Origin of the sequence: Arcobacter arenosus, from assembly GCF_005771535.1 — a bacterium.
Taxonomy (GTDB): Bacteria; Campylobacterota; Campylobacteria; order Campylobacterales; family Arcobacteraceae; genus Halarcobacter; species Halarcobacter arenosus.
This window is the reverse complement of sequence record NZ_VANU01000001.1, coordinates 373805-400111: the sequence shown is the minus strand read 5'-3', so window position 1 is coordinate 400111 and position 26307 is coordinate 373805. Positions and strand designations below refer to the sequence as shown.

The 26307-nt window shown below is 26.9% G+C and carries 21 protein-coding genes and 1 tRNA gene; 12 read left to right on the top strand and 10 right to left on the bottom strand.

All coding sequences use genetic code 11. From position 1 onward, the window contains the following. The first annotated feature begins 29 nt into the window (after positions 1–29). Genes FDK22_RS02030 through FDK22_RS02015 form a run of 4 tightly spaced genes read left to right on the top strand, consistent with a single transcriptional unit; the run spans position 30 to position 6563 of the window. Entirely contained in the window at positions 30–674 is a 645-nt protein-coding gene (locus tag FDK22_RS02030) for a TetR/AcrR family transcriptional regulator (RefSeq protein WP_138151220.1), read from the top strand. Continuing rightward, complete coding sequence (locus FDK22_RS02025) at positions 661–2421, top strand: TolC family protein (RefSeq protein ID WP_138151219.1); 1761 nt, start codon at positions 661–663, stop codon at positions 2419–2421. The genes FDK22_RS02030 and FDK22_RS02025 overlap by 14 nt, the downstream gene beginning before the upstream one ends. Beyond that, complete coding sequence (locus tag FDK22_RS02020) at positions 2411–3514, top strand: efflux RND transporter periplasmic adaptor subunit (protein ID WP_138151218.1); 1104 nt, start codon at positions 2411–2413, stop codon at positions 3512–3514. Before FDK22_RS02025 ends, FDK22_RS02020 begins: the two co-directional genes overlap by 11 nt. Position 3515: 1 nt before the next feature. Continuing rightward, positions 3516–6563, top strand: a complete 3048-nt coding sequence (locus FDK22_RS02015) for an efflux RND transporter permease subunit (RefSeq protein ID WP_138151217.1) — start codon at positions 3516–3518, stop codon at positions 6561–6563. A gap of 71 nt (positions 6564–6634) precedes the next feature. Here the strand turns inward: FDK22_RS02015 and FDK22_RS02010 are convergent. Both FDK22_RS02010 and FDK22_RS02005 read right to left on the bottom strand, forming a co-directional pair. Continuing rightward, a tRNA-Leu gene (locus FDK22_RS02010) sits at positions 6635–6718 on the bottom strand. Positions 6719–6834: 116 nt separating this feature from the next. Continuing rightward, positions 6835–7107, bottom strand: coding sequence for a metal/formaldehyde-sensitive transcriptional repressor (locus tag FDK22_RS02005; RefSeq protein ID WP_138151216.1), 273 nt, complete (start codon positions 7105–7107; stop codon positions 6835–6837). A gap of 70 nt (positions 7108–7177) precedes the next feature. Here FDK22_RS02005 and dmeF point away from each other — a divergent pair, with 70 nt between their 5' ends. Continuing rightward, a complete protein-coding gene (dmeF, locus tag FDK22_RS02000) occupies positions 7178–8122 on the top strand; it encodes a CDF family Co(II)/Ni(II) efflux transporter DmeF (protein WP_138151215.1) in 945 nt (314 codons plus the stop codon). A 21-nt stretch (positions 8123–8143) separates the two neighbouring features. Here the strand turns inward: dmeF and FDK22_RS01995 are convergent, their stop codons facing one another. Continuing rightward, positions 8144–10267, bottom strand: coding sequence for a methyl-accepting chemotaxis protein (locus FDK22_RS01995; RefSeq protein WP_138151214.1), 2124 nt, complete (start codon positions 10265–10267; stop codon positions 8144–8146). A gap of 264 nt (positions 10268–10531) precedes the next feature. On the opposite strand from FDK22_RS01995, the gene FDK22_RS01990 reads away from it, so the two are divergent. Then, on the top strand, positions 10532–12652 hold the full coding sequence (locus FDK22_RS01990) for a methyl-accepting chemotaxis protein (RefSeq protein ID WP_138151213.1): 2121 nt from the start codon (positions 10532–10534) through the stop codon (positions 12650–12652). 198 nt (positions 12653–12850) lie between these two features. Continuing rightward, the gene (locus FDK22_RS01985; RefSeq protein WP_138151212.1) at positions 12851–13966 is read left to right on the top strand and encodes a PAS domain-containing sensor histidine kinase; all 1116 of its coding nucleotides are present in this window, start codon (positions 12851–12853) and stop codon (positions 13964–13966) included. An 83-nt stretch (positions 13967–14049) separates the two neighbouring features. Here FDK22_RS01985 and FDK22_RS01980 read toward each other — a convergent pair whose 3' ends face one another. Further along, positions 14050–14358 carry a F0F1 ATP synthase subunit C gene (locus tag FDK22_RS01980; protein ID WP_138151211.1) on the bottom strand — a complete coding sequence of 103 codons (309 nt, stop codon included), beginning with the start codon at positions 14356–14358 and terminating at the stop codon, positions 14050–14052. A 220-nt stretch (positions 14359–14578) separates the two neighbouring features. Here FDK22_RS01980 and FDK22_RS01975 point away from each other — a divergent pair, with 220 nt between their 5' ends. Next, on the top strand, positions 14579–16711 hold the full coding sequence (locus tag FDK22_RS01975; RefSeq protein ID WP_138151210.1) for a hypothetical protein: 2133 nt from the start codon (positions 14579–14581) through the stop codon (positions 16709–16711). Positions 16712–16724: 13 nt separating this feature from the next. Here the strand turns inward: FDK22_RS01975 and FDK22_RS01970 are convergent, their stop codons facing one another. Further along, the gene (locus tag FDK22_RS01970) at positions 16725–17429 is read right to left on the bottom strand and encodes a rhodanese-like domain-containing protein (protein ID WP_138151209.1); all 705 of its coding nucleotides are present in this window, start codon (positions 17427–17429) and stop codon (positions 16725–16727) included. 122 nt (positions 17430–17551) lie between these two features. On the opposite strand from FDK22_RS01970, the gene FDK22_RS01965 reads away from it, so the two are divergent. Both FDK22_RS01965 and FDK22_RS01960 read left to right on the top strand, forming a co-directional pair. Next, a complete protein-coding gene (locus FDK22_RS01965; RefSeq protein WP_138151208.1) occupies positions 17552–18262 on the top strand; it encodes an SDR family NAD(P)-dependent oxidoreductase in 711 nt (236 codons plus the stop codon). A 3-nt stretch (positions 18263–18265) separates the two neighbouring features. Beyond that, positions 18266–19120 (top strand): patatin-like phospholipase family protein, encoded by an 855-nt coding sequence (locus FDK22_RS01960; protein WP_138151207.1) that lies wholly within the window; start codon positions 18266–18268, stop codon positions 19118–19120. 11 nt (positions 19121–19131) lie between these two features. Here the strand turns inward: FDK22_RS01960 and FDK22_RS01955 are convergent, their stop codons facing one another. The 5 genes from FDK22_RS01955 to FDK22_RS01935 all read right to left on the bottom strand — a co-directional run bounded on the left by FDK22_RS01955 (position 19132) and on the right by FDK22_RS01935 (position 23795). Next, positions 19132–20328: an APC family permease gene (locus FDK22_RS01955; protein ID WP_138151206.1), complete on the bottom strand. Its 1197-nt coding sequence runs from the start codon at positions 20326–20328 to the stop codon at positions 19132–19134. Continuing rightward, positions 20315–21220, bottom strand: coding sequence for a DMT family transporter (locus FDK22_RS01950; RefSeq protein WP_138151205.1), 906 nt, complete (start codon positions 21218–21220; stop codon positions 20315–20317). The genes FDK22_RS01955 and FDK22_RS01950 overlap by 14 nt, the downstream gene beginning before the upstream one ends. Positions 21221–21279: 59 nt before the next feature. Then, a complete protein-coding gene (locus tag FDK22_RS01945) occupies positions 21280–22056 on the bottom strand; it encodes a helix-turn-helix transcriptional regulator (RefSeq protein WP_138151204.1) in 777 nt (258 codons plus the stop codon). Positions 22057–22137: 81 nt separating this feature from the next. Further along, positions 22138–23427, bottom strand: coding sequence for a Na+/H+ antiporter NhaA (nhaA, locus tag FDK22_RS01940; protein WP_138151203.1), 1290 nt, complete (start codon positions 23425–23427; stop codon positions 22138–22140). A gap of 8 nt (positions 23428–23435) precedes the next feature. Next, a complete protein-coding gene (locus tag FDK22_RS01935) occupies positions 23436–23795 on the bottom strand; it encodes a Fur family transcriptional regulator (RefSeq protein WP_138151202.1) in 360 nt (119 codons plus the stop codon). 140 nt (positions 23796–23935) lie between these two features. On the opposite strand from FDK22_RS01935, the gene FDK22_RS01930 reads away from it, so the two are divergent. After that, positions 23936–24853, top strand: a complete 918-nt coding sequence (locus tag FDK22_RS01930) for a metal ABC transporter solute-binding protein, Zn/Mn family (protein ID WP_338078776.1) — start codon at positions 23936–23938, stop codon at positions 24851–24853. Further along, positions 24834–26294: a nickel/cobalt transporter gene (locus tag FDK22_RS01925; RefSeq protein WP_138151201.1), complete on the top strand. Its 1461-nt coding sequence runs from the start codon at positions 24834–24836 to the stop codon at positions 26292–26294. The genes FDK22_RS01930 and FDK22_RS01925 overlap by 20 nt, the downstream gene beginning before the upstream one ends. The last annotated feature ends 13 nt before the right edge of the window (positions 26295–26307 follow it).

Genomic DNA, 26307 nt, shown 5'->3' with positions numbered 1-26307 from the left:
ATTAGAGCAAGTGCTCAAAAAGGTTTAAAATGTTTAATACAAAAGAAAAAATTCTTCAAAAATCATTAGAATTATTTAATACAAAAGGTTGCATAAATACTTCAAATAGGGCAATTGCAAAAGAGGTGGGTATAAGTATTGGAAATTTCTATTATTATTTTAAAAATAAAGAAGAGATACTTATTGAACTTTTTTTAAGATATTTAGAAAAAATTTTTAAAGACGTGATAAATCTAAATTATGAAAAAGATGAAATATTTTTGTTAAAACAGTTTTTACTTGATAATTTAGAAGTAGAAATAGAATATAGATTTATACATCTAGAAATGGACCAGTTAGTAAACAATTTTCCCACTTTCAAAAAAATTATTCAAGAACAATTAAAAAAAGAAATAATTATGGTTTCTTCACTTATGGAACATCAGATAAAACATGGTTATATTATTCCTTTATCTAAAGAAGAGATAGAGTTTTTTGTATCAAATATGTGGATTGTAGCATGCTCTAATTTTATGTATTGGAATCTATTGGATTTTGATATTTATGAAGTGATGAAAAAAGCAGCATTAAATAAATTTTATTTAATAAAACCATATTTAACTCAAAAAAGTTTAGACAATGAAAATGTGAAAGATTTAGAAAAGATTCTAAAGGCTTACTATGAAAACAAATAAAATTATATTTTTTATAATACTTCTTTTTCAAGTTTCTTATTCAAAAACATTTAATCTTGATTTAGTATTAGATTCAAAAGTTTCAAATTATATTGAGCAAATAAAAAGTGAAACAAATAGTTTATTTGGAAGTGATGACAAAATTATTTATAAAATTAGTAGTTGTAATATAAGTGAGTGTGAAAAATATCTTAACGAAAATAAGGCTATTTATATTTTTCAAAATAAAGAAAAAATAAGTAAGGCAAATAAAAATATTATTACCTATGATAGTATCAATTCAATATATGATGAAAACAAAGTTATCAGGACAGCAGTTATTTATATATTGGAGTATTTAAAAGAGGATAAAAAATCAAAATCAATATTTTTAAAAAGTGATTATATCCCAAAAGTTAAAAAAGAAAATAGATATTTAAAGAAGTTAGATTTACAAGATATATATAAACTAATTAATTCAAATAATATTCAAATAAAACAAAATCAAAATGATTTATTAACAAGTAAAATTGATATTGATGATTCAAAAAGTCTTTATAGACCAAATATACAATTGTTCTCAAATGTGATTCAAATAGATGCCGATAGAGCAAAATATAGCTCAGGTTTGTACTCTCAAGGGGTCTTTGAAGTTGGTGCAAAATTAACACAAGTAATCTATTCAAATAAAGTGATTCAAAATATAAAAATTAAAAAGCTTTTAGATAAATCTAATAAAAATGAAGTTACTTATAAAAATGAAGAGCTAATTTATAAATCATTTTTAACATATCTAAATATTTTAAAGTTAGAAAAATATGTTGATGTGATAAATACAAATAAAGAGTTTATTCAAGAGAATCTAAGGTTTTCAAAACAAAGAATTGATATAGGTGTTAGTTATAGAAGTGATTTATATAGATGGGAGAGTGAATTAGCAAATATAAATCTTCAACTAAAAGAGTCCCAAAAACAACTAGAGACTCAAAAATTTGAGTTAAAAAATATGATATTAGCAAATGAAGAGTTTGATTTAGTAGATTATGATTTAAACTCTGACACTTTTAAATTAAATAATATATCTGCAATAAGTTATCTAAAAAATGAAAAAATAAAACTATTTTTATTTGATTATATTATCCAATCACATAATAGTTTAAAACAAATAACTAAATTAATAGATGTAAAAAACGAAGAGTATTCAATGAATAAATCTTCAAGATATTTACCAACTGTTGCTTTTGAAGCTCAAGCTAAAAAAATAGAAAGTAGATATGGAACAGGTGCTGCTTTCCCAAGACCTTGGGATAATAATGAATATCAAATGGTTTTAAACTTTTCTCTTCCACTTTATGAAAGTGGAGCTATTTCAAATGCAATTGAGAAGAATGAAGTAGAACTTATAAACTTGAAGTTAAAATATAATGAAATTAAAAATCTCATAGAAAAAAATATAAATCAAAATCTTGACTCTCTTTTAAAATCATATGAAAAAATTGATTACTCACAAATTGCTCAAAAATATGCAAAAAAGAACTATGAATTAGTTTTAGATAGATATAAAAGTGGTAGTGAAACTATTATATCTCTTTTAGATGCTCAAAACTCATATATGGTATCAAAGTTAAATGAGAGTATCTCTTCAATAGATTATTTGATTGATTTAATTTCAGTTTATTTCTTTAGTGGAAATATTGAAGTTTTGGTAAATGAAGATAAAAAAAGTAAGTTTGAAAAAGAACTATTAGGAGTTTTAGATGAAAAGTAGATTTTTAGTTTTAGTATTAGCAAGTGCAGTATTTTTTAGTGCCTGTAGTATTGAAGAGAAAAAAGCTGAACAAAAAACTATTAAATCAGTTTTTGCAATTTATCCTAAATCAAAAGATGGTGAGACCACAAGGGTTTTTAATGCCCTTGCAAGTGCAAATAATCAAGTAAAACTAAGTTTTAAAGTAAAAGGAAATATTAGTAAACTAGAGTTAGATATTGGTGATGAGGTTAAAAGAAATCAGCTTATAGCTTCTTTAGATTCAGCCCCATATGAGCTACAGGTTTCACAAGCAAAATTTGGTTTAAGTGAAGCAAGTGTTGCTATGAAAAATGCAAAATCAAATTATGAAAGAGTTAAAAAACTTTATATAAATCAAAATGCGAGTACTAGTGATATTGATAATGCAAAAGCTCAATATAACTCAACAAAAGCAAAAGTAAATAATATTCAAAAACAACTTGACTATATCAAACTTCAACTTTCATATACAAAGTTATATTCTCCAATAAATGGATATATATCTTCAAAGTTTGTTCAAGAAAATGAAAATGTAAATGCTGGTACTCCAATAGTTTTAATAAGTGATAAATTAGTAGATGAAGTACAAGTGCAAGTTCCTGATGTCTTAATAAATAAATTAAAAGTAGGGGATAGTGTAAAGGTAAAGTTTACTTCAATTAGTAATGATAAGTTTGATGCAAAAATAAAAGAGATATCAAAATTTACTTCACCAAATCAAAAAACTTATCAGGTAGTATTAAAACTAGAAAATCCTACAAAAAAAATAAAGTCAGGAATGTCTTGTGAGGTATATTTTAATCTTTTAAAAGATTTAAAATCAGTTGTTTATCTAATACCTGCAGGATCAGTTTTAAATGATAAAAATGGATATTTTGTTTATGTACTAGAAAAACAAGATGATATTTATCAAATAAAAAGAAAAAATGTAAAAGTAGGAAATTTAACAAATGATGGATATGAAATCATATCAGGAATAAAGGATAAAGATTTAGTATTAAAAGCTGGTATGAGTGAAGTATTTGAAAATATGGAAGTATCTTTAGGAAATAAAAAAGAGTTAGGAAAATAAGATGAATATAACCTCTTTCGCCCTTAAAAATGACAAGGTAACAATTGTCTTTTCTCTTTTGATTTTTGTATATGGAATTATCACTTTTTTAGATTTACCAAGGGCTAAAGACCCTGGGTTTATTATTAGAACGGCAACTGTCGTGACATATTTTCCAGGAGCTAGTGCAAAAAGAGTAGAACAATTAGTAACAGATAAACTTGAAAAAGAGATACAAAATATGAGTGAGATTGATAATATTAAATCAATCTCAAAAAATGGTGTTTCTGTAATTTTTGTAAATATTTTAGAAAAATATAAAAATATGAGACCTATTTGGGATAATCTTAGAAGAAAAGTTCAAGATGGTGCTAGAAATTTGCCACAGGGAACATCAAACCCAATTGTAAATGATGAGTTTGGAGATGTTTATGGCTCTTTGATTTCAATACAAAGTGATGGATTATCGTATAAAGAATTAGAAGAGATTGCAAATGATGCAAAAGATGCTTTTTTAAGAATTGACTCTGTTGCTAAAATTAATATTTTAGGTATTCAACCTCAAGCCATATATGTAGAATATGATAATTCAACAATTGCAAGATTGAATCTTAGTGCAAGTTATATAAAGTCTATTTTAGAGTCAAAAAATATTGTAATCTCTGGAGGAAATATAAAAATTGATACAAATAGAGTTTCAATTGAACCAACTGGAAACTATGATGATATCAAGGAAATTGAAAATACTATTATTCCATTAAATACTGGTGAGAAAGTATATTTAAAGGATATTGCAAAAGTAAAATATGAGTATAAAAATCCAAGTAACTATATAATACAAAAAGATTCCCAAGAGGCTTTGCTTTTAGCAATTTCTATGAAAAAAGATGGGGATATTATAAAACTTGGTGAACAAATTGATAGTTTAGTTACTAAATTACAAAATAAATTGCCACTTGGTGTTGAACTTGATAGATTGTTTAATGAACCAAAAGTTGTGGATAGGATTGTTAGTAATTTTGTTTCAAACTTACTTCAAGCAATGGCTTTAGTAATAATTGTGATGCTTTTTTCTTTGGGAGTTAGAACAGGTTTAATTGTTGCTTTTTTAATCCCTATGTCAGTATTAACATCTTTTATAATCATGTCTTTATTTGATATTTGGCTAGATCAAGTTTCCTTAGCAGCTCTTATTATTTCCCTTGGACTTTTAGTTGATAGTGCTATTGTTATGAGTGAATCAATTATGGTATTGATGCAAAAAGGAAAAAATGTAGTTGAAGCATCTTTGAAAAGTGCAAATGAATTAAAAATACCACTTTTAACTTCAGCTCTTACAACTTCAGCAGCTTTTTTACCAGTATTTTTAGCTAAATCTTCAACTGGAGAGTATACAAATTCAGTATTTAAAGTTGTGACTATTACTCTTTTATCTTCATGGGTTTTAGCCCTTACGTTAACACCTGTTTTAAGTAAGTACTTTATGAAAAAAGAGATAAAACCAAAAGAAAAAGAATCTTATTTTATGAAGTTTTATAAAAATAGTTTAGTTTTCGCTTTAACAAATAAACTATTAGTAATGATAGTTACTTTAGGTTTATTTATTGGTTCAATTATATTATTTGAAAACCTTCCTAAAAAGTTTTTCCCTCCTGCAAGTGAAGCAACTTTTACCGTTGAAATAAACCTTCCTGTTGGAACAGCTATTGAGACCACACAAGAAAGTGTGAAAGTAATTGAACAGTATATAAAAGATAAATATATGACAAAAAGTAAAGAGGTTATAAATTTTGTATCTTTTATTGGAGAGAGTGCCCCAAGATTTTGGTTATCTTATGATAGAGAGCTATCAAGTAGTGAATATAGTACGATTTTAGTTAATCTAAAAGATATGGAGAATATGAGTGAAATAAGACACGATATAGAAAGCTTTGCTAAGTCAAAATTTCCTGATATGCAGATAAATGCAAAAACTTTAGGTATGGGACCACCTGTTAAAAAGCCAATTGAGATAAGAATAAGTGGAAAAGATATTGATAAACTTTTTGAAATGAGTTCAAAAATAAAACAAGAATTATCAAAAATTCATGGTGTTAAAAATATAGTTGATGATTGGGGATTAAGAACAAAAAAACTAATTATTGATATAGATGAAGATAAAGCTTTAAAAGAGGGAATCTCAAATCTTGATATTGCCTTGTCCCTTCAAACTTCTATTAGTGGTTTTGAAGTTACAACATTTAGAAAAGATGACAAATTAATACCTATTATACTTCGTTCTAATAAAAATACAAAAGATGATATTGATAGATTAAATACAATAACAGTTTATTCTCAAAATAGTGGTAAAAATATACCCTTGTCTCAAGTTGCAAAGGTAAAAGTTGTTTATGAAGAATCAAAAATAGTTAGAAGAGATAGATTAAAAACTATAACTATTGGAAGTGAAGTGATTGATGGTTATAACGCTATAAATATATTTGATGAAATCATACCTTGGTTGGAAAACTATTCAAAGGAGTTTGAACTTGGTTATTATTATGGTTTAGGTGGAGAACATGAAGCTAGTAATAAAGCAAATAAATCAATTATTGAAAATCTTCCCATTGCCTTTATAGTAATTTTGCTTTTAATGGTTGCACAATTTAATTCAGTGAGAAAACCTCTAATTATACTTACAACTATTCCTTTAGGAATTATTGGAGTTAGTTTAGGATTATTTGTAACTGGGTCTTATTTTGGTTTTATGACCCTTCTTGGAATAATATCCCTAAGTGGGATAGTAATCAATAATGCAATTGTATTATTAGAGAAAATAAAAATAGAAAAAGAGGAAAATAATTATAATGATTTTGATTCAATAGTTCACGCTTGTATAAATAGATTCAGACCTATATTGCTTACTACACTAACAACTGTTTTAGGGCTTGTTCCTTTATGGTACAGTGGGGGAATAATGTGGGAACCTATGGCTATTTCTATTATATTTGGTTTAATAATATCTACTATGTTTACATTGATTTTTACCCCTGTATTGTATGCAATATTATTTAAAATAAAAAGAGTATAGTATTTTAAGTTTTTGGTAAAAAAAGTAGTTTATGAAAGTTAAAAATTGTTTTATTTGTTTTAAATAATTAATGGTGCAGATGATGAGATTTGAACTCACACGACTCTCGTCACGAGCCCCTCAAGCCCGCGTGTCTACCATTCCACCACATCTGCATTTTTGGAAACAGAATTATACAGATTTATTGCTTAGAAAATGAAGATTACATTTTTAACTCTCAATCTAACTGAAATTGCAAATGCTAATAATAAAACTTAATGATTAAATATTCTTATTTCAAATATGTTTTTAATAAATTTGTTATATTTTCAATCTCTTGTGCTCTTTGTTCTTCACTTACATGATTCCCTAAATGTTCTTTTATATGATCATTAAGTAATTCATTCATCAATGACTGTATTGCTCCTCTAGAAGCAGAAATCTGTTGTAAAACTTTAAAGCAATCTTTTTCATCTTCTATTGCTTTTTCAATACCACTAAGTTGCCCTTTTATCTTTTTTATTCTCATAAGTATTTTATCTTTATTTGCAATTATATGGGCCATATTAATCCTTTAATAAATTTTTTAACTATACTGGGGTATAGTATCAAAATATTATTAATAAGAGAATAAAATGAATACATTAAAAACGTTAAAAACTAATTCCCCTTCACATAATTTTGATAGTTCAAATCCAATTGCTAAAAAGAATGTATTTTATGCAACACTTTTAACGTTTGTAACGATGTTAGTTGAGATATTTGGAGGATTATATTATAACTCTATGGCACTGTTAGCAGATGGATGGCATATGAGCTCCCATGTACTTGCTCTTGGGATGGCATATTTAGCTTATGTTATGGCAAATAAATATGCAAATGATTTTAGATTTAATTTTGGAACATATAAAATAGAAGTATTGGGAGGATATACAAGTGCAATATCACTTTTAGCTGTTGCTTTTTTTATGGCTTATCATTCAGTTGAAAGGATATTTAATCCTGTAGAAATAAGATATAAAGAAGCAATTGCTATTGCAATATTAGGGTTAATAGTTAATTTAATATGCGCTTGGCTATTAAAAGATGACAATCACCATCATGACCATCATCATCATGACCATCATCATCATGACCATCATCATCATGACCATCATCATGATATGAATTTAAAAGCTGCATATCTACATGTATTAGCAGATGCATTAACCTCTATTTTAGCAATTGTTGCTTTAGTATGTGCAATGTTATGGAAAGTTACATGGCTTGATCCGGTTATGGGTATTGTTGGTTCTATTCTAGTCTTTATTTGGGCAATAGGACTTATCAAACAATCTGCAAAAATTCTTTTAGATGCAGAGATGGATGATCCTATAGTTGAAGAAGTAATAGAATCAATAAACGATATTGATAAAAATATTCAAATAAACGATTTACATATCTGGAAAGTTGGAAAAGGAAAGTATTCTTGTATTTTATCTATATCTGTTGAAGAAAATGAGATTAATATAAATGAAATAAAAAAACATCTTGCAAAAGATAAAAAATTAGTTCATATAACTATAGAACAAGTTATTTAAAGTAAATTAATTTAGAGAGTTTTAGTTCTCTCTAAATTTCTTTTTATTTACTTCTTCAAGAATTGTTTGTGCTAGTTTTGAAGTGTTTTCAGCTATTTGATGAGCTTCACCAGCTACTGCAGCATTGTTTTGTGACTGTTGATCAAGTCTATTGATTACATCATTTATTTGTTCAATACTTGTTTTCTGTTCACTTGATGCTTCTGAAATATCTTTTATAGCTTCTGTTGTTTTTGCAATATTTTCATTTAGAGTTTTATACCCTTGAATCATATTACCCGCAATTTGTTTACCTGTGTCAGTTTTTTGAGTTGCATTTTCAACTAAATCTTTAATCTCTTTTGCTGCTTCTGCACTTCTACTTGCTAGATTTCTAACCTCTTGGGCTACAACTGCAAAACCTTTTCCAGCTTCTCCTGCTGTTGCTGCCTCAACTGCTGCATTTAAAGATAAAATATTTGTTTGGAAAGCAATTTGGTCAATCACTGTAATTGCTTCAGCAATTGCTTGTGTTTGCTCGTTTATTTCATCCATTGATGTTACAGTAGAACTAGCTAACTCTTGACCTTTTTTAATAGAATCAGATAGCTTATCAGAGTGTTCTGACATTTCAGAGATTCTATTTGTATTACTTACAACTGTACTTGTAATCTCTTCTAAAGCTGCTGCTGTCTCTTCAAGTGATACAGCTGTTTCATTTGAAGATTTGTTTAATACATCCACATTTTGAAGTAAAACTTTTGAGCTATTTTCAAGTGCAAGTCCATTTTTTTTGTTTTCAGATAACATTTGATTAATGATATTGCAAAGGTTATTTAATCCCTTTGAGATATTTCCATCAGGATTTGGAATTGTATTAGTAAAGTCAAGTTTTGCATACTCTTCAAGGTGTGCTAATATTGGATTTATATCACTATTAACATTTTCATTAATAGTTTCAATCATTTGATTTAAAATATTTTTTAATTCATTTAATGATTTGTTTTCCGTTGATTTTTCAACTAATACATTTAGTTTTCCCTCTTGTACCTTTGCAACTACCTCTTTTACATTGTTGATTAACTCTTTATCAGCTTCAAGTCTTTTTGATATTGATACCATCTCTTGATTAATGACTTTTGCCATTGTTCCAAATTCATCATTTGTATTTATATTTATCTCTTTAATTTCACTCTCTTCACCTTTTAGGTATTTGAAGAAATAGTTAAATCCCTCTTCAACAGTTTTAATTGGAGCTAGAATTTTTAGTAATGAGTAGAAAATAATAGCTAAAATAACAAATAGTAAAACAATATATAGAATAATCTCTTTAATAACAGCTGCATCTATTTCTTCATAAATCTCTTCTTTATTTATCTCTAATACTAACTTCCAGTTTGTAGTTTTTAAAGTACTGTAGCTAACTAGTTTTGTAATACCATCTTGTGATGCTTCACCAAAATCAAGTTTTTTTTCTGTTTTTACTTGATTAAATAAAGTGTCTTTTTTGTTCATTAATTTATTGTTTTTATGTATTAATATATCACCTTGGGTATCGATTAGATATGCTAATCCTAAACCATCAAGTTGAATATTTAAAATAGTTTCAACAATAGTATCAATAAAAATATCAGAACCAATAACCCCAACTAAATTACCATTTTGATAAAAAGGAACTACAACTGATACAATTAATTTTTTTGTAATAACATCAAGATAAGGTTTTGATACAGCTGCCTTATTTTCTGATACAGCTTGTTTATACCAAGGTCTTCCTCTAGCATCATAATTGTCTTTTTCAACTGTTAACATATTACCATTTGCAAGTAATAATGTCCCATCTTTTTGATATCCAATATAAACATCAACAAAATTTCCTGAATTTTTTGCTTGTACAAAAGAGTCTAATACTTTCTGTTTTTCTTCATCGATATTTGTATTTTCTAATTGTTTAGCAATTGCACTGATGATGTCCATTTTTGATTCTAGAAAGCCATCAATAAATTTTGACTCCTCTTTCATCAAGCTTAAACTGTTTTGTTCTACTAAGTGGTCTTGTGATGCATAACTACTTTTTGCATTGTTAAAGCCTAGTATTGCAAAAGATACGAGTGTACTTACAAGTACAAGTAGTAAAAGTTTTAGTTTTATACTATCAGATTTCATGTTACACCTTTTTTTTTTAATTATAACCAAAAAAAGTTACAATTTATTCTTTTTATTAATCATAATTTTTATAGCCATGTATTTTGAGTAGCTTAGTAAATAAATAATTGTTTAATATAAGTTATTTTAATCCTATTTTATATTTTATAAGTTCAACTAATCATTGATTTCATATTAAGTATACAATTGATGTAGATTTTAAAAAAGATAACTTTTAGTTCATTTTGAAAATATATATTTAAAGAAAAGTTTTGGAGAAAAAAGATGAAAACAAAGAGTATCAAAACAAAATTAACAGTGCTTGTTATGTTAAGTATTGCCTGTTCCTTTATATTTTTAGGTTTAAAAAATACTCAAAATGCCTATGAATTGGAGCATGAACTTATAAAAGAACAAGAATTAAATTTAGCAAAAAATATTTCTGCTTATTTAGGCAGTTATTTCAAACTAAAGCTTTTGGTTATGGAAGCAACTGCAAAAGGTTTAATAGTTGAACCCCAAAATTTATCAAATGAAAATATAACTGAAAAATTAAAAATTGGACTTGAAGCAAGTGATTCTGCTTTACTTTTTTATGGATTTGAAAAAGATGGTTATTCTATGTTATCTACAGGTAACTATTTAACTCCTCAAAGGGATAACTATGATTCTAGAAAAAGGGGGTGGTATAAAGAAGCTATTGCTAAAGATGGTTCAGGTGTTACTCTTCCTTATCTTTCTAAATCTTTACAGAAACTTGTTGTGTCTTTATATACTCCTGTAAAAAGTAATGGTACAACAATTGGGGTATTAGGAAGTGACATACTCCTTGATAGTGTTATAAATATTGTAACAAGTGCCAAAATTGGTAAAACAGGATATGCATATATAGTAAATGAAGATGGACAAATATTAATTCATAGTGATAAAAAACTTTTGATGAAAAAAAGTAAATATTTTACTGATATAAAAACAAAAGAAAAAGTTAAATTTGCAGAAGTAAAATATGATAATGAAGAATATCTTGTTTCTTATAGTAAAATTCCAAATACCACTTGGTATATTTGTGTTAAAGTTGATAAAGAAGAGGTTTTTGAAGATATAAATAAAAATATAAAAAATGAAATTTTACTTTATGCAATTTTACTTATTTTAGTGCTACTTGTAGTTTATTTTTCTCTTAAAAAAGTGTTATCTCCTTTGCAAAATGTTGAAAAGGGTTTAGCAAACTTTTTTAGATATTTAAAAGGTGAAGAGAAAAATATTGATAAATTAAATATAAAAACCAATGATGAATTTGGTTTAATGGGAAAACTTATTGATGAACAAATGCATTTAGTCTCACAACAAATAGAAAAAGATAAACTCTTAATTGATGAGGTTAAAAATGTTGTAAATAGGGTAAAAGAGGGGCATTTGGATATTTGTGTTGAAAAAGATTCAAGTAGTAAATCTTTGGAAGAATTAAAACAAAGTATAAATGAAATGATAGAGTTTATAAGTACTGATGTAAATAAAGATATAAATACAATTTTATCTACTTTAGAAAAGTATTCAAATCTTGATTTTACAACTCATGTTGAAAATGCAAATGGAAAAATTGCTTTAGGGTTAAATAATTTATGTGAAATTATTACAAAAATGTTAAAAGAAAATAAATTAAATGGCTATCAATTAAATGAAAGTTCAAAAAATCTTCTTGAAAATGTGGATATTTTAAATAGGGCATCAAATGAGACAGCTGTATCATTAGAAGAAACAGCTTCTGCTTTAGAGGAGATTACAAGTACAGTTGTTAGTAATACAAGTAAAATAAAAACTATGCAAGAGTACTCAGAAGAATTAACAAGTTCAATAAATCAAGGAAAAGATTTAGCTCATTCAACAGTAGAATCTATGGAAAAAATAAATGAAGAAGCTTTAAGTATTTCAGAAGCAATTACAGTCATAGACCAAATTGCATTCCAAACAAATATTCTTTCTTTAAATGCAGCAGTTGAAGCTGCAACAGCAGGGGAAGCTGGAAAAGGTTTTGCGGTTGTAGCGCAAGAGGTTAGAAACCTTGCAAGTAGAAGTGCAGAAGCAGCAAAAGAGATTAAAGATTTAGTTGAAAAAGCAAAACTAAGAACAATTGAGGGGAAAGAAATTTCAGCGAATATGATTAATGGCTATATTAAAATCAATGAAAATATAGATAAAACAAATGAAATTATAAAAGATATATCAGATTCTTCTTCTGAACAAAAATTTAGTATAGAACAAATTAATGGAGTAGTTAATACTTTAGATTCTCAAACACAAAATAATGCATCAGTTGCTAATCAAACACAAGAAATAGCAAAACAAACAACTAGTATTGCAAAAAAAATCTTAGATTCTGCAAGTGAAAAAAAGTTTATAGAATAGGCAAAAAAGGTTAGAAATAAACTTCTAACCTTTTATATAAGAGTTGTTAAAAAATCAAAATATTTATAATCAAGTAATATCCAAAAAAATTTTACATCACATAAAGAATACTTAATAGTTTTTATTTATTAATTAAACTAATATAAAGTATAAGTTTTAGTGTTATAATTATTTATTAAAGATGGTGGTATTACAACAATGGAAAAAGAAGAAAAAAAGTTTATTCAATTAATTAGTGAAATTCCAAATATTGCTGTTCAAGGTTATAATAAAAATAGAGAAGTAATATTTTGGAATAAAGCTAGTGAGATGATTTATGGTTACTCAAAAGAAGAAGCTATCGGAAAAAAACTTGAAGATCTAATAATTCCTGATTTTATGAGAGCTGATGTTATTGCAGGAATAAACAATTGGTATCAAAAAAATGTTCCAATCCCAGCTGGAAAATTGCCACTTCGTAGAAAAAATGGAACTACTGCATATGTATATTCTTCCCATGTAATGTTAAATGAAAGCACAAATAATCCTGAAATGTTTTGTATAGATATAGATTTAACAGAACAAGTAAAAAAAGATGAAGAGTTAAAACAAAAAGATAAAATTTTAGCCTTTCAATCAAAAATGGCTTCACTAGGAGAGATGCTTGACAATATTGCACATCAATGGAGACAACCACTATCTAGCATCTCGGCTTCTGCCTCAAGCTTAAAATTAAGAAGTACCCTTGATTGTTTGGATGAAGAGAGTTTAAATGATTCAATAGATTCAATAGTAAAAGCTACAACCTATATGTCAAATACAATTGAAGATTTTAGAAACTTTGTAAAAGGAACCCATGAAAAAAAGAGTTTCAATTTATATGATATTATAAAATATAGTTTAGAACTTCTTGATGGAACAATAAGAAAAAATGACATAAATATAGTTTTATCAATTCCTCATAATGAGATAAAATTAGTAAGTTTTCCAAATGAACTTGTACAAGTTTTACTTAATATTATTGCAAATGCTAAGGATGCCATGATTTTAAATGAAATTAAAAAAAGGTATCTTTTTATAACTATAAAAGAGGAAAATAAAAAAGTTTATATTGAACTAAAAGACAATGCAGGTGGTATAAAAGAGGATATATTACCAAAGATATTTGAACCATATTTTACAACTAAACATAAATCAAAAGGTACTGGAATTGGTTTATATATGGCATATAAACTTATAACTGAAAGTATGAATGGTGATATCGATGTTGAAAATATTTCTTATTTATATGAAGATAAAGAGTTTACAGGAGCTTTATTCAAAATAGTACTTTAAGTAAGTTTTCAGGCATAAAAAAAGGTTAGAAGCAAAACTTCTAACCTTTCGCAGTTTATATAAAAAATCTGTTAAAAAAGATCTTACATAAATGGGTTTGCATATAATGCGATCATCGCAATAACTAATGCATAAATAACTTGAGCTTCGATCATCGCTAATGCAATGAACATAGTAGTCATTAATTTTCCACCTAATCCTGGGTTTCTAGCAGTTCCAGCGATTGTTGCAGCAGCAGTGTTACCCATACCAATAGCACCACCAAGTGCAGCTAAACCAAGACCAATACCTGCAGCAACTACAGAGTAAGCTTTTAACATTTCACCCGCAGCAGCGTCAGCAGCGAATGCAAAACCAGCGAAAGCTAGCATTAAAAGAACGATTTTTTTCATTCTAGTATCCTTAATAAATATTTTTTACAAAGTCTGTTCGGCTTGCGTATCCCTACTTATCACTTCGTATTGGGCAGAATTATACACAACTATAATTTAAATTTCCATTAGATTAACAATAATTTACACAATGATTACTAAATGTAACAACTTAAAAAAGATAATCAGCTTTTTAATTTTCTTTATGTATAATCGTTAGACATTGACAAGAGAGGACTTTATGAAAAAACTATTTTTTGGACTTACAGCATTTATCTTATTAGTAATTGGTGGGATTTATGGAATCCTTTTTACTAGTGCAGGTAATTCTTATGTTGCTTCAATAATTGAAAACAAGGTTAATGAAGGGCAAAAAGATGTTAGTATGAAAGTAGATAACTTCAAACTAACTATGAATGATGTACTTTTTAAAGCTACTATTGATGATAACTCTACAATAAATGTAGAAGGGGCATTAAATATTTTTGCACAAACAGTTGATTTAAAATATGATGTAAATGTAGCTGATTTGAGTAAATTAGAAAACTTAACAAAACAAAAACTAAACGGTTCTTTTTCTACAAACGGTATTGTAAAAGGTGACTCAAAACAAGCTGTTGTAAAAGGAGTTAGTAAAATTGCTTCAAGTAATACAAACTATGATATACAATTAAAAGATTTTAATCCAAGCAATATTTTATTTACTATGAAAGATGCAAAAATTGAAGAGTTACTTTATATGGTAAACCAACCAATTTATGCAAAAGGGATGCTTAATATTGATGCAAATATAAAAAATGCTGATATTGAAAACCTAGATGGTATTATTACAACTACTGTTTCAAAGGGTATTTTAAATGCAAAAGCTATAAATAAAGAGTTAAAAGAAGAACCAAAACTTCCTATTATTTTTAACTCAAAAAGTGTTAGTAATTTAGTTGGAAATGAGATTAATTCAAATATAAATTTTGATAGTACAATTGCAAAACTTGATGTTAAAAAAGCAAATGTAAATATAAAAACATCTGTAATTAAAAGTGATTATAAAGTTTTCGTAAAAGATTTAGCAAAACTAGAAACATTGATAAATCAAAAACTTAATGGTTCTTTTTCTACAAATGGTGACGTTATAGTAGATAATGGAGTAATTACAGTAAATGGAAACTCTGATATTTTTGCAAGTGATACTAAATATGAAGCAAAAATCTCTAACTCTAAACCTGAATATGTTAACTTAACGGTAAATAAAGCAAAAATTGAAAATTTATTAAACCTTGTAAAGCAACCAAATTATGCAAATGGATTATTAAATATTGATGCAAAAATTAAAAATGCAGATATTAATAATCTTGATGGAAAAGTTTTAACAACTATTTTAGAGGGAAAAGTAAACAATAATGTAGTAAATAAATCTTTTGATCAAAACTTAAAAGAAGCAGTTACTTTTAAAGGTGATATAGTTACTGATTTAGTTAAAACACAAGCAATATCAAAAATTAATTTAGATACTTCCCTTACAAATGTAGATATGACTAAAGCAGTATATGATATTTCAAAAGGTGAATTTACAAGTGATTATACTGTTGATGTACCAGACCTTTCTAAACTTAAAGATATTACACAACAAAAAATGAGAGGAAAAGCTAAAATTGAGGGTAATATTAAACAATCAACCGATCTTTTAAGTGTTGATGGTAAGTCAGAACTATTTGGTGGAAAAATCGATTTTAATTTGCTAAATGATAACTTTAAAGCAAAAATTGATGGTGTTGAAATTAAAGATTTAACTCATATGTTATATTACCCAGAGATTTTTACTTCTAAATCTAATATTGATGTTGATTACAATCTTGCAACTAAGATAGGTAAAGTTGGTGGTAATTTAATAAATGGTCAATTTATCAAAAATGAATATTCTGATTTAATTAATGCCTTTGCACAGTTTGATTTAACAAAAGAGATTTATAAAAAAGTAGAAATCAAAAGTGATATGAAAAAAGATATTATTAATACTATAGTAGACATGACAAGTGAACACACAACAATTAAAGTTCCAGCAAGTACATTAAATTCTGCTAAAAATACAATCAATGCTTTAGTTCAAGCAAAAATTTTAAAATATGAGTTTGATACTAAAATCTCTGGGAATCTTTCAAATCCAAAGGTAAATATAGATAAAAAAGCATTTTTAAATAATACTAAAGCGGGTCAAAAAATTAAGAAAAAAACCGATGAACTTAAAAATAAGATTCAAGAGAAAATTGGAGATAAATTTAAATTAGACCAACTATTTAATGAAGCTCCAAAACAAGAAAAGAAAAAAGCTTCTAGAGAAGAGATAGCTGCAGCTTTTAAAGAGATGTTTGGAAACTAAATATTAGAGGCTATTATTTAATAGCCTCAATATTTTTTGTAAGAGTTAAAGAAACTCCTACCCATGATGCAATACCACCCCTATACCACAAAATCTTTTTCTTGGGATAACCAATTCTAACTAATATATCAATTGCCTTTGGTGATTGGGCACACCATGCACCATTACAAAAAAACATTACAGTTTTTGCATCAGAAAAATCGTATTTTTTATTTTTTAATTTGACACCTAAAAGTTTATAAGCTCTTTTATATTCTTCTTTAAAATCCTCATCTAATTTATATTCATCATAGGGTATATTAACGGCACTTGGAATTGTTCCCATATCAAACCAATCATTTCTTCTACTATCAACTAAAATATATTTTTCAGGCTCTTTCATAGCTTTTTCTTGAATAAACTCTAAAACTTCTAACTCTCCTACTGTTTTAATACCTTCATATAAAGTAAAAGGTTGAATTACACCTTTTGTAGTAATAAACGTTTTTTTACATTGTAATGGTATTTTTTTGGAAGCAATATTACCACTTTGAAAGTTTTCAGGTGTGATTCCAAATTGGGAACAAATAAGAGGATCTTCTCTTTGAATTTTTATACTTTCTTTTTTGCCATTTGAATATGTATGTACAACATCAACACCTTTTATCGGTAAAATCATAGGATTTAAAGCAAATAAAAAAGAAAAACTAAAAATCATAGAAATTAATAATTTCTTCATGGAAAACTCCTAAATAGTATATAATGAAACCTTACTCAAAAAATCATAAATTTGTCATTTAAATTTAGTTATAATTTTTTAAATAATAATAACAAGTCTGTTGTACTTAAAAAGGAAAAAATATGTTAAATAGAGTATTAGTTACAGGTGGAAATAAAGGTATTGGCCTTGAAGTTGTAAAAAAATTTTTAGAAGTTGATTTTGAAGTAATTGCAGTTGCAAGGGATTTTTCAAATTTCCCACAAGAATTAAAAGATAATGAAAAAGTAAAAACTATTGAATATGATTTATCAAATCTTGATGGTCTTAAAGATTTAGCAAAAGAGGTTGGTGAAATTGATGTATTAATAAACAATGCAGGATATATGCAACCAAAATATACTTATGATAACTATCCTTTAGAAGCAAAAGAACATATTATGAATGTTGATTTGTATGCACCAGTTGAACTTATGACTATTTTTTCTGAGGGTATGAAAAAAAGAGGATATGGGAAAATTGTAAATACTGCATCAATTGCTGGTCAAATAGGGCATCCTGACATTTGGTATGGTATTGCAAAAGCTGGACTTATAAATGCTACAAAAATATTTGCAAAACTTTTAGGAACAAATGGTATTACTGTTAATTGTATTGCACCAAGTCCTGTTGAAACTGATATGCAAAAAGATAATTCAGAAGAGAGAAAAGCAGAATTTAAAAAAGCAGTTCCTTGTGGAAGATTTGCTGAACCAGATGAAGCTGCTGAGGTTATTTTTTGGTTAGGTACTGATTGTCCAGAGTATGTAAATGGTACAACAATGGATTTTAATAATGGTTCATACGTAAGATAAAAAATGGAAAATAAAAAAACTGTATCCCTTGTTCTTGGTAGTGGTGGAGCTAGAGGTTACGCCCATATTGGAGTTATAAAAGAACTTGAAGCTCAAGGATATGAAATAAAATCAATTTCTGGTTCATCAATGGGAGCATTAATTGGGGGACTTTATGCCGCAGGTAAACTAGAAGAGTATGAGCAGTGGGTGAAAAATTTCAATGTTATTGATATTTTAAAACTTGTTGATTTTACCTTTTCAAAAGATGGAATGATAAATGGAGAAAAGGTATTTTCAAAAATTGAAGAGATGATAGGTGATGCAAATATTGAAGATTTAGATATCCCTTTTACTGCAACAGCTACTGATATTTTAAATAGAAAAGAAGTATGGCTTCAAAAGGGATGTTTAAAGGATGCTATTCGTGCTTCAATTGCTATTCCAACTCTTTTTACGCCAAAACAATTAAATGGTAAAACTCTTTTTGATGGAGGGATTTTAAATCCAGTTCCTATTGTTCCAACAATTTCAGAATTTACAGATTTAATTATTGCTGTAAATTTAAATGATGATATTGAGATAAAAGAGGAGCACAAAAAACTTTTGGAAAAAGAGAAAAATAAATTTCATCAAACAGTAATTGATTTTTTCCAAAAAAATATAAAGAAAAAAGAGGGTTTAAATTACTTCCAATTAATAAATAAATCTATTGAAACTATGCAAGAGGTGATTGCAAGGCATCAATTAGCTTCCCATAAACCTGATATTATGGTTAATATATCATCAAGAGCTTGTGAGTTTTATGATTTTCATAAAGCAGATGAAATGATAAAGTATGGACAAGCTGTTACGAAAGAATTATTGAATAAAAACTAAAGAAAAAGGGCTTAAGCCCTTTTTTTGAAATAGGTATAAATAAACAAAGCAATAATTACAGATAAAATAAAAATATTTGAGAATAGTAAAATTATAAAAAACAAAAAAGCTAATAAAATAGCGCTGTTTTTTAAAAAACCTTTTTCAAAAAGTATTATTGCAGTTATTAATCCAATTAAAGCATTTGAAATAAAAAACGCATCGGAAAACGCTACTAAATTATCCAAAGTAAGATAACCCATATAAACCAAAACTAATGTAATAACATAAAGTATTGAAAGAGAATTTAAAGCTCCAATTGGAACTTTTTTTGTTGTCACTGTTGAAGTATATTTTGTCAAATTTAGTGAAGAGATTAATCTTGAAACCCCTCCAACAAAAAGAATTAGTGTTCCAATACATAAAATCACAGATACACTAGCAAGTATAAAGTTTGAACTATTTCCAAAAATTGGGATAATTAACCATACAAGTTTAAACTCTTCATTTTTTGGAAATTCTCCAAAACATATTGCAAGAACAATTAAAATATAAACCGTAGAAATAATAATTGCTGAAATTTTAACTGCATTTGTTAGTGTTTTAGTATCATCAACATCTTGAGAATAGTTTCCAATAACTTCCCAACCAACTATTGACCAAAATACAATTAGCAAAGAATACCCATACTCTTTTATCGAAATATTTGGGATATTTAAACTAAACTCTTCTACATTTAAAAGGATAAAAATACTTGATAGAAAAAATATTATTGTAATAGCTGAACTAACTATTAGCATCAATTTTCCTAAAAAACCAATCCTAATAAGAAGAGCTAAATAGGTGATTATATAAATAAAAAAGCCTAAAAGCTCAATTGATATATTTGGAAAATAGGGCATTAGAAATTTTGCAGCTATTATTAAAACTGCTACTGGACCAAAAAAAACTGCGCAAATTAGATAAAAAGAGGTTAGTATTTGGTACTTTTTACCCATAGCCTCTTTTGTTGCAAGGGAAACCCCTCCATCTCCTGGAAATAAAATTGAAAGTTTCCCAAAAATAAGAGCAAACAAAAAACCAAGTATTAAGATTGTTCCCCATGTAAATATAGAGGCATTTCCAATCATATTATATAAAAGTGCTGGAAGTAAAATAACACCTGATCCTAAAATTGGTCCTATTATAAGACCTGAAAGGGTAAAAGTATTTAGTTTAGTTTGATTCAATCTTTTTCTTCTTTAATATTTTTATATTGTTTAAAATTTTAACTGCTATTATAGTTAAAATTGTCCCAAAAATAATTGAAAAACTAATATTTTCCTCAAGAAAAATTGCACTTAGTGTTATTGCAGCAAAGGGAACTAAAAATACAAAAGAACTAACTTCACTAGCTCCAAGTTTTTCTATACCTAAAAAATAGATTGTATTTGCAAAAGTTGAAGCTAAAATTGAGATGCTCAACATATTTATCCAGAAAGTAGAATCAAGTTTTGAGTATTCAATTGTAGTTAAATCAACAAAAAATATAAGATTTAATACTGATGTTACAATATACATATGAAAGGTAAAAGTAATAGGTGATATCTTCATTGCTTTTGAGCTAAGAATAGTAACAATTGGCCAAAGTAAAGAAGCTAAAATAAAATACAAATTATATGTAACAAAGATTTTTTCACTATCAAATGTCCAAACATGGAGTATTGTCATAACACCAATTGCTCCAAGACCTAAAGCAAAGGCATCTTTTTTTGTAACAGTTTTTGCTTTTAATAAAGCCATCATAATAAATGTATTTATTGGAATTAAACTAGTTACTAATGAACCACCTAATGATGCAGTTCCAAGTTTTACACCTAAATAAAAGTATTTCATATAAGCAATTAAAGCAATTGATGTAATAGTTACTAATATAAAGTTTCTAAGACTAATTTTAAAAGATTTTCTTAAAATAATCATAAGTGGAACCATTGATATGGCTGTAATTATATATCTAAAAGTCATAGTTTCAAATTCATCCATGTAAAGACCTAGAAACTTAACATTAACCCATGAACCACCCCAGCAAACCATAGCAAAAAACAGTAAGATGTAAAATATATTTTTATTTGATTCGGTCATAATATCTCTTTTTATTGGAAGTTTAATAAAAGAATAATTATTTGTATAGAATAAAATTGCTATTTAATTAGTTTTGATGGAGTGTATCCAAAGTATTTTTTAAAATTTCTAGCAAAATGGGATTGGTCATTAAAGCCAACTTGAATAGATGCTTCACTAATAGAAATATTTGAGTTTTTGATTAATGAATTTGCACGATTCAATCTTTCATTTATAATAAAAGCATGGGGAGTTATTCCAAATTCTTTTTTAAAAAGTCTAATAAAATGGTATTTGCTTAGGTTTACATTTGAAGCTAGTGTTTCTAAATTAAAGTTTGTATCTATTGAATCTTTAATTAGTTCATATGTATCTTTTATAATTTTTTTATCTTCATAGATTTCTTTATATCTTTTTGTATAAATTGTATTATTTAATATCAGAGAAGAAATTGCTTCTATTAGTTTTGTTTCAATAATTAATTCATCATCACCTTTGAAATATGAATCAAAAAATGAGTGAAGTTTTGCAAAAAGTTCAGGATTGTTTATAATATGTCTTTGAAAACAAGGTATCTTTTTCTCAAAGAAAATTTGTTCATAAATGTCTGCAATAATTTCAATAGTTGGGTAAAAGTTTGCATGGGACCATTGTTCTGATTTTCCATGGTGAACTTCACCTGGATTGTTTATTCTAATTGAGTATTGGTATGAGTCGTATGCTTCATTTGCATTATATGCTTTTAGTACACCTTTATAGGTAAGTCCTATTGTATAGGTGTCGTGGTAGTGTTTAGTAAAATTTGAATTTGAAAATTGTACGTTTTCAAAAAGAATGTTATTTAAAAGTCTACTCATAATTTAGATTATATCCAAAGAAGAAATAAAAAAATAGAATAAAATTGCTTTTTTAGTTTTTTTGAAAAGTATAGGAGCAACCTATACTTTTTTTATTGTAAGTAGAAGAAATACTCCAATAACTGCTGCAATAAATGAAGCAACAAAAACTCCTAATTTAACTGCTGCAATTATTCCTTCATCGATGAAAGCTAAGTGGGTAATAAAAATTGACATTGTAAATCCAATACCAGCAATAAAACCAACTGCAATAATCTCTGTCCATGAAATATCATCTGGTTTTTCTACTAATTTTAACTTTGTTGCAAGATAAGTTAATCCTACAATTCCTATAGGTTTACCTAGTATTAGACCTAATACAACCCCTAATACAATCATTAAATTTGCACTTACCGTTGAAAAGTCGATTATTACCCCTGCATTTGAAAAAGCAAATAAAGGCATGATAAAAAAAGCAGATAAACCATGTAATCCATGTTCAAGTCTTACAAGGGGGTTTTGAACTTTCTCATAGTTATGTGCTATATGATCAAGATTATGAATTTGTTCATCATTTAAAACAGGAAAATCTTCTTCCATATTTTCTTCAAACTTATGTATATCTTTTTTAGTTTTTTTTACAAATTTTTTCTGATCAATTTTTGCTTTGATTGGTATTGTAAAGGCTAATAATACTCCTGCAATTGTTGCATGAATACCAATTGCATGAACATAAATCCATAAAGCAATTCCTAAAAGAAGATAAGGGGTTAAAGCTGTAACTTTAAGTTTATTAAGGGAAAATAAAAGAGCCATAATTAAGATAACATGTACAAAATATTCAGAGTGTATTTCATTTGTATAAACTGTAGCAACAACAAATATAGCACCTAAATCATCAACAACAGCTAAAGCAACTAAAAATACTTTTAAAGCTGGATTAACCTTATTCCCAAGTAACATCAAAATACCTAAAGCAAAAGCGATGTCTGTTGCCATAGGAATACCAAATCCTAAAGGATTAGATGGATTTAAACTTACATAGATAAGTGCAGGAATTATCATTCCTCCAACTGCTGCAATAATAGGAAATGTAGCTTTATTTACTGTTGAAAGTTCACCCACCAACATCTCTCTTTTAATCTCAAGACCAACCATTAAAAAGAATAAAGCCATAAGACCATCATCAATCCAATAAGTTAGAGTCATTGAAACACTCATCTCCCCTAGATTTACTCCAAGGGGCAAATGCCATAGGTCATAATAATCTTGCCCTAAACTTGAGTTTGCAACAATAACAGCTAAAACTGTTGCAACAAAAAGTAAAATACCACTTAGGGCTTCTTTATTAATAAATTTTTCAAAGTTAGTTAATATTGCAGGTTTAATCATTAATGTCCTTAATCTTTACAATTAGGGCAGGTACCCTTTATAATAATATTATCAATTTCGTAGTTTGGAAGATTTATCTCTAGCTTTTCATGTAAACATTCAATTTTTGAACAGATATTACAAATAAAATGGGAATGTTTTTTATTTTTTATTTCATAATATCTTTTTTTATCGTTTGACTCAAAAGAGTTTATTATACCTTCCTCTTCAAACTTTATAATATTTCTATAAAAAGTAGCCTTGTCCATAGCTAGGTTATCTTTAACTTCTTCATAACAAAGTGGTTTATTGTATGAATAAAGCAGTTCTAAAATCGCTTTTCTTGCTGTTGTAAGTTTTATGTTTTTTGATATGTTTTCTAAATTCATATTCTATTATATCAATTTGAATTTAAAATAATATTTGAAAAAGCTATTTTAAATATGCAATTAAGTTGCATTTAAAATTTTGATGATAAAATTCGATAAATGCAACCTAATTGCAAAAATAAAAAAAAGGATTTATAGATATGATGAAAAAGATTTTAATTGCTTTAGCACTATTATCAAGTTTTGTAGTAGCAAAAGAAGTAACTGTTTCAATTTTACCTCAAAAATTTTTCGTAGAAAAAATTGCAGGGGATAAAATCGATGTTAATGTAATGGTTAAGCCAGGAGCATCTCCAGCTTCATATGAACCTAAAACATCGCAAATGAAAAAATTATCAAACTCTTTAGTATATTTTTCAATTGGAGTACCTTTTGAAAAATCTTGGCTAAAAAAATTTGAAGATGCAAATAAAAAAATGTTAGTTGTTGATACTACTAAAGGTATTGAAAAACAAGAGATACAAGCTCATGAACATAATGATGAAGAGGCTCATGATGAACATAAACATGAAGAAGACCATGACCATGAAAAAAATAAACATGAAGAAGAACATGATGAACACGATCATACAGGTTTAGATCCTCATGTATGGCTAGATCCAATTTTAGTAAAAAAACAAGCAGAAAACATTTTAAATGCTTTAATAAAAGTTGATGAAGCTAATAAAGATTTTTATACTAAAAACTATCAATTATTTGTAAAAGAATTAGATGAATTAGATAAAAAATTAGAATCTATTATTGAGCCATATGAACATAAAGCTTTTATGGTGTTTCATCCATCTTGGGGATATTTTGCAAAAAGATATCATTTAGAACAAATTTCTATTGAAATTCAAGGAAAAGAACCAAAACCTGCTCAGTTAATTGAACTGGTTGAAGAAGCAAAAAAACATGATATTAAAATAGTTTTTGTTGCTCCACAATTTTCTCAAAAAGGTGCTAAAACTATATCTAAGAGTATAAATGGTAATGTTGCGACTATCAACCCATTATCTGAAAAATGGGATGAAAATCTTTTAAAGGTAGCAACAGAAATTGCAAAATCTTATAAGTAAAATATTTATATTTCTTACACTTTTTACGCACACCCTTTTTGGGTGTGCTCTATGTACAATCTATTCACCTGAAACCAAAGTATCAATTAAAGTTCAAGCAGATGAACATAAAATAAAAACTGCAGAGATAACTTGGGTTCTTTCAAAAGAATTTACTAATATGTTAAAAGAGGTTTATGATACAAATCAAAACAATTACCTCGATAAAAATGAATTGATTCCTGTAGAGCAATCATTATTGGACTATATTGTCCCTAGAAACTATTTAACCCATATTTCATACGATAAAATTATTAATAAAGAAAAAAGTTTAAAAGCAGATGTAATTAAAAAGAAAAGTTATATAAAAAATTCTCTACTTCATTTTAATTATGTATTAAACCTTGACTACGATTTAGATAAAGAAAAGATTTTATATTTAAATATTGATGATAAAGAAAATTATTTCATACTTTTATTAGTAAAAAACTCTGTAAAAATTGATGCCCCTTTTGATGTTAAAAAAATGGTTGATAGAAAAAGTGTTGTTTTCTATCTAGATGGTGTATTAAAAGATGAGAAACTACAAGAAGATGAACCTAAAGAACAAGAAGTTATAGAATCTAATATCGATGAAACAAAAAAATTAGAAAAATTAGATGAACCAAAACAACAAAAAGAAGAAACATATCTAGCAAAATTTTCTAATAAGGTAAAAGAGTATCTTATAAAAATAGAAAATGGTGATAATTATGCTTTATTTATTTTATTAGGAATATCTTTTCTTTATGGAATCATTCATGCTCTTGGGCCTGGACATGGTAAATCTTTAGCCTTTTCTTATTTTTTAGCAAATAAAAGTTCTTTTAGAAAAGCATTTTTTATATCTCAAGCTAGTGCTTTTATTCATATAGTTGGAGCTTTAGTTTTGGTTGTTGTTTCTGTTTTTATCCTTCAATCAGTTTTAAACAATTTTGTAAATGATTCAGTTGAAATTTTAACAAAGATAAGTGCTTTTATGATCATAGCTTTAGCCGCTTTTATTTTATATAATAAAATTGTAAAAAAAAGTTGCGCTTGTTCCTCATGTTGTTCTGCATCTGCTTCTCAAACAAACTCTATGTGGAGTACAACAAAACCTAAAAATACAACAAAACTAAAAGCAAACTTTATGAAAAAAGATTTATATTTTGTATTAACTGCTGGACTTATACCTTGTCCTGGTACTGTTATTCTTTTTATTTATGCTTTTATGCTAAAAACTTATTTTGCAGTTATTTTAGCTTCTATTTTTATTAGTTTAGGGATGGGATTAGTGATTTTTGCCTCTTCATTTTTAGGTGTATCAGTTCAAAAAGTTAGTGAAAAATCACATAAATTAACTAATTTTTTAGAATATTTATCGCCAGTCGTGATGTTCTTATTAGGTATTTTACTTTTTTTAAACGCTCAAATGGTTTAGTTATTAGGAGAGT